Origin of the sequence: Pseudomonas sp. s4, assembly GCF_046764235.1 — a bacterium.
Lineage (GTDB): Bacteria > Pseudomonadota > Gammaproteobacteria > Pseudomonadales > Pseudomonadaceae > Aquipseudomonas > Aquipseudomonas asiatica.
Window position 1 is genome coordinate 5,925,013 of the sequence record NZ_CP177209.1, and the last position, 16,643, is coordinate 5,941,655.

Sequence of the window (16,643 nt, forward strand, 5' to 3'; positions counted from 1 at the left end):
GCCAGCTATATGCTTTTTTCATTGCGCCAGAGGTACCCGCCCGTGAAAACTGCTGTAGCTCCCCTTCCCGCCGAGCCAGAACCTGCCTCGCTGAACGAAATGTGGATCGAAAAAGGCACCCCCGCCTTCATGAAGACCGTGCTGGCGCTATTCAGCGGCGGCTTCGCCACCTTCGCCCTGCTGTACTGCGTGCAGCCGATGATGCCGTTGCTGTCGAAGGAATTTGCCATCAATGCGGCGCAGAGCAGCCTGGTGCTGTCGGTCTCCACAGCCATGCTGGCGTTCGGCCTGCTGATCACCGGCCCTATCTCCGACCGCATCGGGCGCAAGCCGGTGATGGTGTTTGCCCTGGCCTGCGCCGCCCTTTCCACCCTGGCCAGCGCGGCGATGCCGAGCTGGGAGCTGGTACTGGCCACCCGCGCTCTGGTCGGCCTGTCGCTGAGCGGCCTCGCGGCGGTGGCGATGACCTACCTGAGCGAAGAGATCCACCCGCAGCACATCGGCCTGGCCATGGGCCTGTACATCGGCGGCAACGCCATTGGCGGCATGAGCGGGCGCCTGATCACCGGCGTGCTGATCGACTTCGTCAGCTGGCACACGGCGATGCTGACCATCGGCGGCCTGGCCCTGGTGGCGGCGCTGGTGTTCTGGAAGGTGCTGCCCGAATCGCGCAATTTCCGCCCGCAGTCGATGAACCCACGCAGCCTGCTGGATGGGTTCGTCATGCACTTCAGGGATGCCGGCCTGCCCTGGTTGTTCCTCGAAGCCTTCCTGCTGATGGGAGCCTTCGTCACCCTGTTCAACTACATCGGCTACCGCCTGCTGGCCGAGCCGTATCACATGAACCAGGCGCTGGTCGGCTTGCTGTCGGTGGTTTACCTGTCGGGCATCTACAGCTCGGCGCAGGTCGGTGCACTGGCGGATAAACTGGGCCGGCGCAAAGTGTTCTGGGCCAGTATCGTGGTGATGGCGGGCGGCTTGCTGATGACCCTGGCCAGCCCGCTGGTGATGGTGATCGTCGGTATGCTGGTGTTCACCTTCGGCTTTTTTGGCGCGCACTCGGTGGCCAGCAGCTGGATCGGCCGCAGGGCTTTGAAGGCCAAGGGACAGGCGTCGTCGTTGTACCTGTTCAGCTATTACGCCGGGTCGAGCGTGGCCGGTACGGCGGGCGGGGTGTTCTGGCACCAGTGGGGCTGGAATGGCATCGGGCTGTTCATTGGCAGCCTGCTGGCGGTGGCGTTGCTGGTGGCGCTGCACCTGAGCAAGTTGCCACCGAAATCGGGCTGAACCCCATCACGACAAAAGGCCGCTACTACAGCGGAACGCGATTCCCTGTAGGAGCGGCATTGTGTCGCGATGGGCTGCAAAGCAGCCCCAAAATCTCGGATCAGTTGATGATCTCGACCATATCCACATCCACCTCCCGGCTCATCAGGTGCTTCTCCACCTCACCGGTCAGCTTGACCTTTGTCTTGTCGTTGAACGGCGTCGGCGGCAGGTCTTCATCATCGATTTCCACGGTGATGGTGCCGGTGTTGTCCTTGAACTCGTACTTGTCGTCGTTGTTGATCTTCTTGGTCACGAAGCCTTGCAGCACCACTGGGGTGTCGTCGGCTGCATCGTTGGCCGCAGCTACGGTGGTCACCGACTGGGCGCCCGGACCGGTGTAGCCGGCAGCCAGGGCGGCAGTGCTGAACAAGGGGGCAAGAATCATCGCAAGGTAACGTGCTTTCATGAGGATCAGGTCCTGTTTCGGTTTCGATGGGACCAGATTAACGATGATCGCTGAATTAAAACTTAATGAACAAAAAGCCCGACACATGGCCGGGCTTCGTGTTCAGCGATCGACTCACTGATGGTATTGCGCCGACAGCTCATGCACGGCGTTGATGAACACGCCAGCGTGCTCCGGGTCGACTTCCGGTGTGATGCCGTGGCCCAGGTTGAACACATGGCCCGTGCCGTGGCCATAGCTGGCCAGGATACGCGCCACTTCCTTGCGGATGGCCTCGGGCTTGGCGTACAGCACGGTCGGGTCCATGTTGCCCTGCAGCGCCACCTTGTCACCCACGCGGCGGCGAGCATCGCCGATCTCGCAGGTCCAGTCCAGGCCCAGCGCGTCGGCACCGGCTTCGGCGATGCTTTCCAGCCACAGGCCGCCGTTCTTGGTGAACAGGATCACCGGCACCTTGCGCCCCTCGTGCTCGCGGATCAGGCCGCTGACGATCTTGCGCATGTAGGCCAGGGAGAACTCCTGGTAGGCCGCCGCCGACAGGTTGCCGCCCCAGGTGTCGAAAATCTGCACGGCCTGGGCACCAGCGAGGATCTGGCCGTTGAGGTAGCTGGTGACCGACTGGGCCAGCTTTTCCAGCAGCAGGTGCAGGGCCTGCGGGTTGTCGTAGGCCATGGCCTTGGTCTTGCGGAAGTCCTTCGACGAACCGCCTTCGACCATGTAGGTGGCCAGGGTCCACGGGCTGCCGGAGAAGCCGATAAGCGGCACGCGGCCGTTGAGCTCGCGGCGGATGGTGCTGACCGCGTCCATCACGTAGCCGAGGTCTTTCTGCGGGTCGGGGATTGGCAGCGCTTCGATGTCGGCCGGGGTGCTGATGACCTTCTTGAAGCGCGGGCCTTCGCCGCTTTCGAAGTACAGGCCCAGGCCCATGGCATCGGGGATGGTGAGGATGTCCGAGAACAGGATCGCCGCGTCCAGCGGGTAGCGGTCCAGCGGCTGCAGGGTGACCTCGCAGGCGAACTGCGGGTTCATGCACAGGCTCATGAAGTCACCGGCCTTGGCGCGGCTGGCGCGGTACTCCGGCAGGTAGCGGCCGGCCTGGCGCATCATCCACACCGGGGTGACGTCTACGGGTTGCTTGAGCAGTGCACGCAGGAAACGATCGTTCTTCAGGGCAGTCATGTCGGCATCCGGAAAAATAGTGCGGGCATTTTCTCAGACGCCAGCGCAAAAGGCACGGTCAAGGCCATGCGTTTTGTCTATTGGATGCCATGGATCAAGGATTTTTGTATACAAAAATGCCTTTGGGGCTGCTTGCAGCCCGTCGCGACACAAGGCCGCTCCTACAGGAAGTACGCGATCCCCTGTAGGAGCGGCCTTGTGTCGCGATGGGCCGCGAAGCGGCCCCGACAATCAATCAGACTTCCAGGTAGTCCAGAATGCCTTCAGCAGCAGTACGCCCTTCGAAGATAGCCGTCACCACCAGGTCCGACCCACGCACCATGTCGCCGCCGGCAAACACTTTCGGGTTGCTGGTCTGGTGCTTGAACTTGCCTTTCTCCGGTGCAACCACGCGGCCCTGGCTGTCCAGTTGGATGCCATGCTGCTCGAACCAAGGCGCCGGGCTTGGGCGGAAGCCGAAGGCGATGACCACGGCATCGGCCGGCAGAATCTCTTCAGACCCCGGGATCGGCTCCGGGCTGCGGCGGCCACGGGCATCCGGCTCGCCGAGACGGGTCTCGACCACCTTCACGCCTTCGACCTTGTCCTCGCCGACAATGGCGATAGGCTGGCGGTTGTAGAGGAACTTCACGCCCTCTTCCTTGGCGTTCTTCACCTCACGACGCGAACCCGGCATGTTGGCCTCGTCACGGCGATAGGCGCAGGTCACCGACTTGGCGCCCTGGCGGATCGAGGTGCGGTTGCAGTCCATCGCGGTGTCACCACCGCCCAATACCACCACCTTCTTGCCCTGCATGTCGACGAAGTCCTCCGGCGACTTCTCGAAGCCCAGGTTGCGGTTGACGTTGGCGATCAGGAAGTCCAGCGCATCATGCACGCCCGGCAGGTCCTCGCCCGGGAAGCCGCCCTTCATGTAGGTGTAGGTACCCATGCCCATGAACACCGCGTCGTACTCGGCGAGCAGTTGCTCCATGGTCACGTCCTTGCCCACCTCGGTGTTCAGGCGGAACTCGATGCCCATGCCGGTGAACACTTCACGGCGGTTGCTGAGCACGGTCTTTTCCAGCTTGAACTCGGGAATACCGAAGGTCAGCAGGCCGCCGATTTCCGGGTTGCGGTCGAACACCACCGGGGTCACGCCGGCACGTACCAGCACGTCGGCACAGCCCAGGCCGGCCGGGCCTGCACCGATGATGGCGACGCGCTTGCCGGTTGGCTTGACCTTGGACATGTCCGGGCGCCAGCCCATGGCGAAGGCGGTGTCGGTGATGTACTTCTCCACCGAGCCGATGGTCACCGCACCGAAGCCGTCGTTCAGGGTGCAGGCACCCTCGCACAGACGGTCCTGCGGGCATACGCGGCCGCACACTTCCGGCAGGGTATTGGTCTGGTGCGACAGCTCCGCCGCAGCCAGGATGTTGCCTTCGGAAACCAGCTTCAGCCAGTTGGGGATGAAGTTGTGTACCGGGCACTTCCATTCGCAATACGGGTTACCGCAGCCCAGGCAGCGGTGCGCCTGCTCCACGGACTGCTGCGGCTTGAACGGCTCGTAGATTTCCACGAACTCCTTCTTGCGCTGGCGCAGCAGCTTTTTCTTCGGATCCTTGCGGCCCACTTCGATGAACTGGAAGTCGTTGTTCAGACGTTCAGCCATTTTTCAAAACCTCTTTACCGCAGTTGCCAGCCTCAGGCTGCAAGCTGCAAGACGATCACTTGAGCACGACGGGCCCCGCGCACGGGGCCGTCACTTGCAGCTGTTGTTACTGCGGGTTGGCACGGGTGCTGGACAGCAGTTGCTTCAGGTTGGCTGCCTTCGGCTTGACCAGCCAGAAGCGCCGCACGTAGTCGTCCAGGTTCTCCGAGAGCTCACGCCCCCACTCGCTGCCGGTCTCTTCCACGTACTCGGCAAGGACCCGCGCCAGGTGGCTGCGGTAGGCCTCCATCGCTTCACCACTGATACGCTGGATTTCCACCAGCTCATGGTTGAGCTTGTCAACGAAGGTATTGTCCATGTCGAGCACGTAGGCGAAGCCGCCAGTCATGCCAGAACCGAAGTTGTAACCGGTCTTGCCCAGCACACAGACAAAGCCGCCGGTCATGTACTCACAGCAGTGATCGCCAGTGCCCTCGACAACAGCGTGGGCGCCGGAGTTACGTACAGCGAAGCGCTCGCCAGCAGTACCGGCGGCGAACAGTTTGCCGCCAGTGGCGCCATACAGGCAGGTGTTGCCGACGATGGCGCTGTGCTGGGTTTCGAACGGGCTGCCGGCTGGCGGCACGATGGTGACCTTGCCACCGGTCATGCCCTTGCCGACGTAGTCGTTGGCATCGCCTTCCAGGTGCAGGTTCAGGCCACCAGCGTTCCACACGCCGAAGCTCTGGCCCGCAGTGCCCTTGAAGCGGAAGGTGATCGGTGCCGCGGCCATGCCCTGGTTGCCGTGCAGGCGGGCGATTTCACCCGAGACCCGCGCACCGATCGAGCGGTCGCAGTTGCAGATGTCGAGGCTGAACTCGCCACCGGCCTGGTCGCGGATGGCCGGCATGGCCATTTCCACCATCTTCTCGGCCAGCTCGCCCTGGTCGAATGGTGGGTTCTTGTCGACTTCGCAGAACTGCGGCTTGTCAGCCGGGATGTGCGAGCTGCCCAGCAGCGGCGTCAGGTCCAGGTACTGCTGGCGCTCGGTGTCGCCTGGCAGCACGTCGAGCAGGTCGGTACGGCCGATCAGCTCGCCGAGGCTGCGTACGCCCAGCTTGGCCAGCCACTCACGGGTTTCTTCGGCGACGAAGGTGAAGAAGTTGATCACCATGTCGACGGTGCCGATGTAATGGTCCTTGCGCAGCTTGTCGTTCTGGGTGGCCACGCCGGTAGCGCAGTTGTTCAGGTGGCAGATGCGCAGGTACTTGCAGCCCAGGGCGATCATCGGCGCGGTACCGAAGCCGAAGCTTTCGGCGCCGAGGATGGCTGCCTTGATCACGTCCAGGCCAGTCTTCAGGCCGCCGTCGGTCTGTACCCGTACCTTGCCGCGCAGGTCGTTGCCGCGCAGGGTCTGGTGGGTCTCGGCCAGGCCCAGCTCCCATGGGGCGCCGGCGTACTTGATCGAGGTCAGCGGCGAAGCACCGGTACCACCGTCGTAGCCGGAGATGGTGATCAGGTCGGCATAGGCCTTGGCCACACCGGCGGCGATGGTGCCGACGCCGGCTTCTGCCACCAGCTTGACCGAAACCAGGGCCTGCGGGTTGACCTGCTTGAGGTCGTAGATCAGCTGGGCCAGGTCTTCGATCGAGTAGATGTCGTGGTGCGGCGGTGGCGAGATCAGGGTTACGCCCGGTACCGCGTAACGCAGCTTGGCGATCAGGCCGTTGACCTTGCCGCCTGGCAGCTGGCCGCCTTCACCGGGCTTGGCGCCCTGGGCAACCTTGATCTGCAGCACTTCGGCGTTGACCAGGTACTCCGGGGTCACGCCAAAGCGGCCGGTGGCCACCTGTTTGATCTTCGAGCTCTTGATGGTGCCGTAGCGCGCAGGGTCTTCACCGCCCTCGCCAGAGTTGGAACGCGCGCCCAGGCGGTTCATCGCCTCGGCCAGCGCTTCGTGAGCCTCCGGCGACAGTGCACCCAGCGAAATACCGGCGGAGTCGAAGCGTTTGAGGATCGCCTCCAGCGGCTCGATCTGCTCCAGCGGCAGCGGCTGGTCAGCCACTTTCACCTTCAGCAGGTCGCGGATCATCGACACCGGGCGCTGGTCGACCAGCGTGGTGTATTCCTTGAACTTGGCATAGTCGCCCTGCTGCACGGCAGCCTGCAGGGTGTTGACCACATCCGGGTTGTAGGCGTGGTACTCGCCACCGTGAACGAACTTCAACAGGCCGCCTTGCTGGATCGGCTTGCGCGCGCTCCAGGCTTCGGCTGCCAGCAGCTTCTGGTCGCTTTCCAGGTCTGCGAAACGCGCACCCTTGATGCGGCTGGAAACGCCCTTGAAGCTCAGGCCGACCACTTCCTCGGACAGGCCGATGGCTTCGAACAACTGCGCACCACGGTACGAGGCAATGGTGGAGATACCCATCTTCGACAGGATCTTCAGCAGGCCCTTGGAGATGCCCTTGCGGTAGTACTTGAAGACTTCGTCCAGGTCGCCCAGCACTTCGCCGGTACGAATCAGGTCAGCCAGCACTTCATAGGCCAGGTACGGGTAAACGGCCGAGGCACCGAAGCCCAGCAGCACGGCGAAGTGGTGCGGGTCGCGGGCGGTGGCGGTTTCCACCAGGATGTTGCTGTCGCAACGCAGGCCCTGTTCGGTCAGGCGGTGGTGTACCGCACCAACGGCCAGCGAGGCGTGCACCGGCAGTTTGCCAGGGGCAATGTAGCGGTCGCTCAGCACCAGCTGGGTCTTGCCAGCGCGCACGGCTTCTTCAGCCTGGTCGGCGATGTTGCGGATGGCCGCTTCCAGGCCGACGCTCTCTTCATAGTTGAGGTCGATCAGCTGGCGGTCGAAACCTTCGCGCTCCAGGTTCATCAGCGAACGCCACTTGGCGGGCGAGATGACCGGCGAGCTGAGGATTACCCGCGAAGCGTGCTCGGGGGATTCCTGGAAGATGTTGCGTTCGGCGCCCAGGCAGATTTCCAGGGACATGACGATCGCTTCGCGCAGCGGGTCGATCGGCGGGTTGGTCACCTGGGCAAACTGCTGGCGGAAGAAGTCGTACGGCGAACGCACGCGCTGCGACAGAACGGCCATCGGCGTATCGTCACCCATCGAGCCGACCGCTTCCTGGCCCTGCTCGCCGAGCGGGCGCAGTACCTGGTCACGCTCTTCGAAGGTGACCTGGAACATCTTCATGTACTGCTTGAGCTGGTCGGCGTCGTAGCTGGCCACGCCCTGGTCATCGGTCAGCGTCGCCTGGATGCGCGTGGCGTGCTGACGCAGCCAGCGCTTGTACGGGTGGCGCGACTTCAGGCGGTTGTCGATGGCGTCAGTGTCGAGGATCTGGCCGGTTTCGGTGTCCACGGCGAAGATCTGGCCCGGGCCAACGCGGCCCTTGGCGATGACGTCCTCGGGCTTGTAGTCCCAGACACCGATTTCCGACGCCAGGGTGATGTAGCCGTTCTTGGTGGTCACCCAGCGCGCCGGGCGCAGGCCGTTACGGTCGAGCAGGCACACCGCATGGCGGCCTTCGGTCATGACGATACCGGCCGGGCCATCCCACGGTTCCATATGCATGGAGTTGTATTCGTAGAAGGCACGCAGGTCGGCGTCCATGGTCTCGACGTTTTGCCAAGCTGGCGGTACCAGCATGCGCACGCCACGGAACAGGTCGATGCCGCCAGTGAACATCAGCTCCAGCATGTTGTCCATGCTAGAGGAGTCGGAGCCGACGCGGTTGACCAGCGGACCGAGCTCTTCGAGGTCGGGGATCAGGTCGTTGGCGAATTTGGTGCGACGGGCCATGGCCCAGTTGCGGTTGCCGGTGATGGTGTTGATCTCGCCGTTGTGAGCGAGGAAGCGGAACGGCTGCGCCAGCGGCCATTTCGGCAGGGTGTTGGTGGAGAAGCGCTGGTGGAACACGCAGATCGCGGTTTGCAGGCGCTCGTCACCCAGGTCCGGGTAGAAGGCCGCGAGATCGCGCGGCATCATCAGGCCTTTGTAGATGATGGTCTTGTGCGAGAAGCTGCAGATGTAGTGGTCGGCGTCGTGGGCGTTGGCCACGGACGAACGGCGACGGGCACTGAACAGCTTGATGGCGAATTCCTGGTCGCTCAGGCCTTCACCGCCGATGAACACCTGCTCGATCTGTGGCAGGCGCTCAAGGGCCAGGCGGCCGAGCACGCTGGTATCGATCGGCACCTTGCGCCAGCCGACCAGTTTCAGGCCAGCAGCGAGGATTTCGCGGTCCATGTTGGCGCGGGCGGCTTCCGCTTTGACCGGGTCCTGGTTGAAGAACACCATGCCGACGGCGTACTGCTTGGGCAGCTCGACGGCGAAGTGCTCCTGGGCCACGGCACGCAGGAATTGATCGGGCTTCTGCATGAGCAGACCGCAACCGTCACCGGTCTTGCCGTCGGCGTTGATACCGCCGCGGTGGGTCATGCAGGTCAGTGCCTGCATGGCGGTTTGCAGAAGGTGGTGGCTCGGTTCGCCCGTCATATGGGCGATCAGGCCAAAACCACAGTTGTCCTTGAATTCTTCGGGATGGTACAGACCTGTTTTCATAGACACATTCTCACCAGGTTCACCTCTCAACGGAGGTAAATCTCTTTTTTAACAACCACTTACCATCCACGCCGATCAAACGCCAGCTTTTTTGCGGTGGCCATGGAAAACCATTGTTGCACAGCGACAGCGATGCCCACAAATTTTCATGTCTCACCATTGAAAATTTATGTCGCAATTTTGAATGTTTTTGCGCCATGCGCCGTGATAGCGGCTTGGCTCGAGTCTGAAGCGTTTCAGCCATGACTGCAAGTAAGGCTTGTGGCCGGCAGCCTGGGACAGAAAAGCCTGCCGCGTGACAACGCAGCAGGCTAGTCGAAAGTCAGTAATCGCTCAGCAACTGGGCGGCGGGGTGGTGCCGCCCGGAAGGTATCAGCGGGCCGAGGCCAGCTCTTGTTGGACGCTGGCGACGGTACGTGGCCAAGGTTTACCAGCCTGGACCTTCGCTGGCAAGTTCTTGATTGCCGCAACCGCTGCGTCGCGGTTGGCGAAGTTGCCGTAAGTGACTACGTACAGCGGCTTGCCCTGCAGGTTTTTCTTGAAGTAGCGATAGTCGCCACCTTGAGCCTTCACGAACGCCTGAGCCGAAGCCTCGGAGCTGGTACCCAGGATCTGCACCACATAATTGCCCGGTTTCTGCCCGGCGTACCAACCGCTGTTGCCGCTGCCACCGGCTGCCGGCTTCTCGACAGGCTTGGCGGCCGGCTTGGCCACGGCGACCTGGGTTGGTGCTGGTGCAGGCTTGGCAGGCGCAACCGGCTTGGCAGGTTGGGTTGCGACAGGTTTTGGCGCAGGCGCAACCGGCTGCGGTGGCGTCTGTACTGGCTGGGCTGGCGCCGCGGCTACTGGCTGGGCAGGTACCGGTGCCGGGCCCGCTGGCACACCTTGCGGCGGCGCGATGGTGGTCACGGTTGGCGGCGGGTTGCCTGGCTGCAGGGCGGTATCACCGGCCGGGCTGCCCTCTTCACCCTCGCCCATGCCCGCGGCCTGGGCCAGTGGCTCGCGCATCACCGGCTGCGACTGGCCAACCAGCGGCAGCGGCATCGGCTGGGACGAACCCGAGAACTCGATGGCGGGATTGCCACCATTGGCCTGGCCCTCGCCAAGCGGCAGCTGGGCCTGGGCGGCCGGCGCTTCGGCAGGTGCCTTGTCACCTTTCTTCGGCATCAACACCGCGGCCGCAACGGCGACCACAACCACAGCGGACAGCGCGAGCACATGTTTTTTAGGCATCTTGAACCCCATGGATGGTCGCTTGGCCGTCGAGCGGCTGGCGATCATGGCTTCGATCAAAGTGTCACGGGCGACCTGGTTGATGTTGCCAGGCCAGCCGTCGGAGTTTTCATGGATATCGACGATCTGTTCACGGCTGAACACCTCGATGCCCCGGCCAGCACCTTCCAGGCGCTGCTCCAGGTACTCGCGGGTTTCTTCTTCACTGTAGGGGGCGAGTTCGATGATGTGGAAGCGTTCTTCCTCGATATTGATCTCGTCCAGCCCGGCAATCAGCGACGGCTCACCGAACAGGAACACGTGCGGGCGCCCTTCCGGTACACCCGCCGCCAATTCCAGCAACGCTTGGAGTGCCGACTCGTCGAGTTGTTCCGCATCGTCCACCAGCAAATACACTTCCTGGCCGGTCAGTGCCAGTTGCACCACCTTGGCCAGGATCGCCTGCATTTCGGCCTCGGCCACATCCAGGTTCTGTGCAACCTGGCCGAGTACGCTGGCGGCATCGCTGGCGCCACGGGCGGACACCACCACGCTCTGCACCGCCTGCTTGTTGGTACTGGCCACCAGGGCCTGGCGCAGCAGGGTCTTGCCACTGCCCAGCGGGCCGGTGACAACCAGCATCAGCTGGCTGTAGCGCGCCAGGTGATGCAGCTGGCCGAGCACGGGCTTGCGCTGGGCCGGGAAGAACTTGAAGCCGGGCACGCGGGGCGCGAACGGATCATGGCTCAACTGGTAATGGTCGAGAAAGGCCTCATCGGCATGCAAACTGGTCATTGCGCTGTCACAACCTCAAAGCTGGGCCACGATCGCGCGGTAATCCGCCGACAACGTGGCCTGTAGAATCTCTTTCGGATAGTCGTCGGTCACCACGGCCTCGCCCATCTGGCGCAGCAGCACCAGACGCAGGCGGCCGTCGAGCACTTTCTTGTCGACCGCCATGTGCTCCATGAAATGCGCCGGGGTCATTTCCTGTGGTGGCACCACCGGCAAACCTGCGTCCTGCAACAGGCGGATTCCGCGATCGCGCTCGGCCTGGTCGATCCAGCCAAGGCGCATGGACATCTCCAGGGCCATCACCGTGCCCGCCGCCACGGCTTCGCCGTGCAGCCACACGCCGTAACCCATGTGGGTCTCGATGGCATGCCCGAAGGTATGCCCCAGGTTCAGCGTGGCGCGCACGCCAGACTCGCGCTCGTCGGCACCCACCACCGCGGCCTTGGCCGCGCAGGAGCGGCGGATGGCTTCGGTCAGCGCCACCGGGTCGAGGGCACGCAGTGCCTGCATATTGTCCTCGAGCCAGGCGAGGAACGGTTTGTCGCAGATCAGGCCGTACTTGATCACTTCGGCCAGGCCTGCTGACAGCTCGCGTGCCGGCAGGGTCTTGAGGCTGGTGGTGTCTATCAGCACCGCATTGGGCTGGTAGAAGGCACCGACCATGTTCTTGCCAAGCGGGTGGTTGATACCGGTCTTGCCGCCGACCGAGGAGTCGACCTGGGACAGCAAAGTGGTCGGCACCTGGATGAAGTCGACGCCGCGCTGGTAGCAGGCGGCAGCGAAGCCGGCCATGTCACCGATCACGCCGCCGCCCAGGGCAACCACGGTGGTGCGGCGGTCGTGCCGTGCAGTCAGCAGGCCATCGAAGATCAGCTGCAGGGTTTCCCAGTTCTTGTGGGCTTCGCCATCGGGCAATACCACCGGCAGCACCGAATAGGCCCCCAGGGTCTTGCTCAGGCGTTCGAGATACAGGGGCGCGACGGTCTCGTTGGAAACAATGGCAACCTGCCGCCCGGCAATGTGCGGCGCCAGCAGCTCAGGCTGGTCCAGCAGGCCTTCGCCAATGTAGATCGGGTAGCTACGCTCGCCCAGGTCGACCTTTAGTGTCTGCATGTATCCCCACAATGTACTTGTGCGCGGCGCCGCTCGGGCACCTACGCGGTTACGTTGAACCTCGCCTCGGCGCTGGTGGCCGAGAATAGTCCCGGGCTAACGGGGCGGCAACTGCTGCAAGCGCTCGAGAATATCGATCACCACCATGCGTGGCGGCCGCTCGTCGGTTTCTACCACCAGGTCGGCGATCTCGCGGTAGAGCGGGTCGCGGGCTTCCAGCAGGGCGCGCAAGGTCGCCTCGGGGTTGGCGGTGCGCAACAGGGGGCGATTGCGATCACGCGCGGTGCGACCAACCTGCTGTTCGACCGAAGCATGCAGATAGATCACCCGGCCACCCTGGTGCAGGGCCTTGCGGTTGGCTTCGCGCATTACCGCACCACCGCCGGTCGCCAAGACCACGCCATCGAGTGCGCACAGCTCGGCGATCATCGCCTGCTCGCGGTCACGGAAACCCGGCTCGCCTTCCTTGTCGAAAATCCACGGGATGTTGGCGCCGCATCGCAGTTCGATTTCCTTGTCGGAATCCTTGAACAGCAGGCGCAGCTCTTTGGCCAATAGGCGTCCGATGGTGCTTTTACCAGCACCCATGGGCCCCACAAGTATCAAATTTCGCACAGAATCAACGACTCACAGCAATCGCCTGGTCACTCATGATACGCGGAGTCAGGAAGACCAGCAGCTCGGATTTTTTCTCTTGTAATGCATCGCGTCGAAACAGCCGCCCAACATACGGCAGATCGCCGAAAAATGGCACCTTGTCGACCACATTGTTTTGCGAAGTCGAGTACACGCCACCGATCACGATCGTTTCTCCGTCCGTCACGCGAACCTTCGCATTGACCTCGTTCTTGCGGATCGGCGGTACGTTGTTCAAGGCATTGACGTAATCCGGCTCGTCCTTGGTCACCCTGACGGTCATGATCACCTTGTTGTCCGGAGTGATCTGCGGGGTCACTTCCAGCGACAACGAGGCTTCGCGGAACGCTACCGAGGTGGCGCCGCTCTTGCTGGTTTCCTGGTACGGCACCTCGGTGCCTTTGAGGATCCTGGCCGTTTCCTTGTCGGCCGTGACCACCTTGGGCTGCGAGATGATTTCGCCGTTGCCGCTCTTTTCCATGGCACTGAGTTCCAGGTCGAGCAGCACATCGCCACGCAACAAGCCCAGACCGATGCTACCGCCCACCCGCTCCACCCCGAGATCGACGAACAGATCCTTGCCCGGGCGCGGGTTCTCGACATACAGCGGCCCACCCCAGCGCACCCCCAGGCTTTTCTCGTAATCGACGTTGGCCTCGACGATACGTGCCTCGATCGCCACCTGACGCACCGGCACATCCAGCTGCGCCACCAGCTGCCTCAGTTCGGCAAGGCGGTCTGCCGGCTGGTACACCACCAGCGTATTGGTGCGCTCATCGACACTCAGGCTGCCCCGACCGTTGAGGATGCCGTCATCCGCCAGGCTCGCCAGCAGCAGCTCTGCCAGCTCGGCGGCCTTGGCGTGATGAATGGGCAACAGCTCCCGACGCAACGGCTGCAACTGTGCATCCAGCGCCTGGCCCACATGGGCATCGACAGACTGCGCGGCAAACTCCGCCGCGGGCGCCACCAACAGCACATTGCCCTCCTGTCGCCGGGCCAAGCCCTTGCTGCGCAGCACCAGATCCAGCGCCTGGTCCCATGGAACATCCTCAAGGCGCAAGGTGACGCTACCCTGCACGGCATCGCTGGCAACCAGGTTGACACCGGCATAGTCAGCCAGCACCTGCAGCACCGAGCGCACTTCCACATCCTGGAAGTTCAGCGACAGTGGTTCACCCTGATAAGGCATTGCCGACGCCAGCGGGAACGGCAGCAGGGCTGCCAGCATCCATTTCATCAATCTTTTCATCGTCGTCCGGGGCCTCCTTGCCCAGGTGCTTTGCCAGCGTGATGAACGCCGTGCGTTCATGCCACCCCCCTGCCATGAACAGCCGTTCGCGTACTTCGACCTGGGATTGATCAACTCTCGCCACCACCCCCTGGTCACGCCCGACCCGGTCCCCAGGGCGTACGCGATAGAGCCTGCCCGCCGCCATCAGCAGTGCTTCGTGTTCCGCTCCACGTGACAGGCTGCCGACCATCTCCAGTTGCGCCAAAGGCACGCCGGCCAACCCGCTGGCCGACAATCGCGTCGCTCCAGGCGCAAACGGGTCGACTGCGGGCGCTGCCGTCCCGCCCCTGGCTGGCATGCGCGCTAGCATCGCAGGCTGCGGCACTGGCGCCAGCGCCTGATAGGCATCAACCCGCAACTGCAGGCGCAGCAGCCCAGGCTTGCCATCTGCTGGAGCCAGTTGCAGGTCACCACTACGCAAAACACGCGCCTGGCCCAACCAGTCACCCAGCCACTGGCGCAATGCCGCGTATCGCCCCACCACCTGTAGCTCCAGCGGCACCTGGCGGAAACCGGCCTGCTGTTCGTCTTCATGAACGTCGAAGCGCTCGATCAGCAAGCCATGCGCGTGCCCCGAAGCCGCCAGACGCTCGAGAAGGTCACTCATGCCCTCACCGGCCGCCAGGTGCCAGTGCGCCTCGCGCAAGCGTTGCTCGGCGATGGTTACCGACGCGTGGAGTTGCTCCAACTCGGCCAGTTGCACCGCGCCGGCTGAATGCTGTTCGTTCAACTCGGCGTGCCGAGCCTCCTCCTGCGCCTGCTGTTGCAGCGCTGCAGGCAGACGTATGGCGCAGCCCAGGCCGAACAACGCCAAGGCCACCAGCACTGGCGCCAGCTGCCTGAAGCGGCTGGAGCTCTCGGCCATGGCCAGCCAGCCGAGCACCTGCGCAACATTCACGACCAGAACGCCGAAACGCGCGCCCCCAGCAGGAATTCATCGCCGCCTGGCAGGCTCCTGACGCGTTTGAGTTCCAAACCGACCAGCGCACTCGAGCGACTCAGGTCACGCATGAACTGTGCGACCACGGCACCTGACTTGGCCAGCCCGGTCATCTGCAGATTGCCATCTTCCAGGCTGAGGTCGAGCAGTTGCACACCCACCGGCAACGCCCGCTCGAGGTCAGCGAAGACCCCGACCAGCACATCCTGATGGGCGCGCAGTGCTTCCAGCGCCACCACGCGTGCCAGCAGCGCCTCATGCTGCGCATGCACATCGGCCAGCGGCTGCAACTGCTCGCCCAACGCCTCAAGGGCTGCCTGGTGCCGGGTATTGGCCAGCGCCTGCTGCTCCCCGCGCTGGCGCGCCAGCTGGTCGACCAACATCACGCCACACAGGGCCAGTAGAGCGCCGGCGACCAGTTGCCTGCGGAAAGACCGCAACGCGGCTTGCCGCTGCCGTTCGCGCCAGGGCAGAAGGTTCAGCCGCATCATCGACGCAATCCTCCGAGAGCCAGGGCGCAAGCCAGAATCATCGCACCATCGACGTGTTCCAGGCGCGCCAGGTCAGGCACCAGGCGGCACGGAAGGTTCAGCTGGGAGCCGAGGCTTTGCAACTGGCCCGCTTCGACCGGAGAACAGCTGGCAATCAACAGGCATTCCGGCAAAGGCTCACCGGCGAGCAAGGCCAGCAGGCGCTCTGGCAGCGCCCCGGTTATCGTCGACAGCCCCAGGCTCAGCTCACGCCGTTGCTGAGGCTGCCCCGAATGCCAGCCATAAAGAATGGTGCTGTGCGCCTCGATACGCAGCAACGCCGAGCTTTGGTGCCGGCCCTGCGGCAGCATGCGCCCCAAGGCAATGCTGTCGACCTCCACGGCCTCCAGTTGCAGCCCTGCCTCCTCGACGATGCCTTCAAGTGGCGCCAGTGCGCTCTGCCGACATGCCGCCACCATAACCTCGGCGCAGCCTGGCTGGACGCGAGAACCGCCCAGGACCTGAAAATCCAGGGCCAGGTCTTCCAGCGGAAATGGAAACAGCCGTTCGGCGTCAGCCAGCAGCTGCGCCTCCACTTCTGCACCGCCCTGTTCCACTGGCAGGTGGCATAGCTTGCAGATCACCTGGTTACCCGGCAGTGCCAGCGCGACCCGGCGCTGTCTGAGGCCGCTGCGCCTGTAGGCGCGCCTCAAGGCAGCCGCCACGGCGCCAGGCTCTGCCGCCCAATCACTGCCAGCCAATGATTCGAACGGCTCTTGTACCGAGGCAAGCACCCGGCAGCGCCGGTTACGCCGCTGCAGTTGCACAATCCGAACGGAGTCAGGGGCAATTTCCACCCCCACGAGTGAACCGGCATCCTTGCCGAAGCGTCCTAGCATCGTGGCATCCTTGTTGTCTGTCGCCGCCATCTTTCGCGGCTACCTGCCCCAACCCCGCGTCAGCACTAGGCCGCGCCTGCCCATCGAGGCGACGGGCAGCCTGGCCGGTAACCCGGAGAGGCGAAAAAATGCTTATAATGCCCAGCGTTTTTTGGTCCGCCGGA

General features: G+C 63.6%; 12 protein-coding genes. 1 reads left to right on the forward strand and 11 read right to left on the reverse strand.

The genetic code is table 11. The annotated features are described in order from the left end of the window. The first annotated feature begins 99 nt into the window (after window positions 1–99). On the forward strand, window positions 100–1,287 hold the full coding sequence (locus ACK56M_RS27450; RefSeq protein WP_015272130.1) for an MFS transporter: 1,188 nt from the start codon (window positions 100–102) through the stop codon (window positions 1,285–1,287). Between the two features lie 100 nt (window positions 1,288–1,387). Here the strand turns inward: ACK56M_RS27450 and ACK56M_RS27455 are convergent, their stop codons facing one another. The 11 genes from ACK56M_RS27455 to pilM all read right to left on the reverse strand — a co-directional run bounded on the left by ACK56M_RS27455 (window position 1,388) and on the right by pilM (window position 16,479). Continuing rightward, window positions 1,388–1,735 carry a YgiW/YdeI family stress tolerance OB fold protein gene (locus tag ACK56M_RS27455; protein ID WP_015272131.1) on the reverse strand — a complete coding sequence of 116 codons (348 nt, stop codon included), beginning with the start codon at window positions 1,733–1,735 and terminating at the stop codon, window positions 1,388–1,390. 114 nt (window positions 1,736–1,849) lie between these two features. Beyond that, window positions 1,850–2,914 (reverse strand): uroporphyrinogen decarboxylase, encoded by a 1,065-nt coding sequence (gene hemE, locus ACK56M_RS27460; protein ID WP_015272132.1) that lies wholly within the window; start codon window positions 2,912–2,914, stop codon window positions 1,850–1,852. A 235-nt stretch (window positions 2,915–3,149) separates the two neighbouring features. Further along, a complete protein-coding gene (locus tag ACK56M_RS27465) occupies window positions 3,150–4,568 on the reverse strand; it encodes an FAD-dependent oxidoreductase (protein ID WP_013974599.1) in 1,419 nt (472 codons plus the stop codon). A gap of 106 nt (window positions 4,569–4,674) precedes the next feature. Continuing rightward, window positions 4,675–9,120, reverse strand: coding sequence for a glutamate synthase large subunit (gene gltB / locus ACK56M_RS27470; protein ID WP_411959162.1), 4,446 nt, complete (start codon window positions 9,118–9,120; stop codon window positions 4,675–4,677). A 372-nt stretch (window positions 9,121–9,492) separates the two neighbouring features. Continuing rightward, window positions 9,493–11,127: an SPOR domain-containing protein gene (locus ACK56M_RS27475; protein ID WP_100412792.1), complete on the reverse strand. Its 1,635-nt coding sequence runs from the start codon at window positions 11,125–11,127 to the stop codon at window positions 9,493–9,495. A 15-nt stretch (window positions 11,128–11,142) separates the two neighbouring features. Continuing rightward, complete coding sequence (gene aroB / locus ACK56M_RS27480) at window positions 11,143–12,240, reverse strand: 3-dehydroquinate synthase (protein ID WP_015272135.1); 1,098 nt, start codon at window positions 12,238–12,240, stop codon at window positions 11,143–11,145. A 96-nt stretch (window positions 12,241–12,336) separates the two neighbouring features. Beyond that, entirely contained in the window at window positions 12,337–12,855 is a 519-nt protein-coding gene (gene aroK / locus ACK56M_RS27485; protein WP_015272136.1) for a shikimate kinase AroK, read from the reverse strand. Between the two features lie 4 nt (window positions 12,856–12,859). Continuing rightward, window positions 12,860–14,128 carry a type IV pilus secretin PilQ gene (locus tag ACK56M_RS27490; protein WP_080604909.1) on the reverse strand — a complete coding sequence of 423 codons (1,269 nt, stop codon included), beginning with the start codon at window positions 14,126–14,128 and terminating at the stop codon, window positions 12,860–12,862. Next, the gene (locus tag ACK56M_RS27495) at window positions 14,052–15,053 is read right to left on the reverse strand and encodes a pilus assembly protein PilP (protein ID WP_043936291.1); all 1,002 of its coding nucleotides are present in this window, start codon (window positions 15,051–15,053) and stop codon (window positions 14,052–14,054) included. The genes ACK56M_RS27490 and ACK56M_RS27495 overlap by 77 nt, the downstream gene beginning before the upstream one ends. 11 nt (window positions 15,054–15,064) lie before the next feature. Beyond that, window positions 15,065–15,601 carry a PilN domain-containing protein gene (locus ACK56M_RS27500; RefSeq protein ID WP_139657891.1) on the reverse strand — a complete coding sequence of 179 codons (537 nt, stop codon included), beginning with the start codon at window positions 15,599–15,601 and terminating at the stop codon, window positions 15,065–15,067. Next, entirely contained in the window at window positions 15,598–16,479 is an 882-nt protein-coding gene (pilM, locus tag ACK56M_RS27505; RefSeq protein ID WP_054572203.1) for a type IV pilus biogenesis protein PilM, read from the reverse strand. The genes ACK56M_RS27500 and pilM overlap by 4 nt, the downstream gene beginning before the upstream one ends. Window positions 16,480–16,643: the final 164 nt, after the last annotated feature.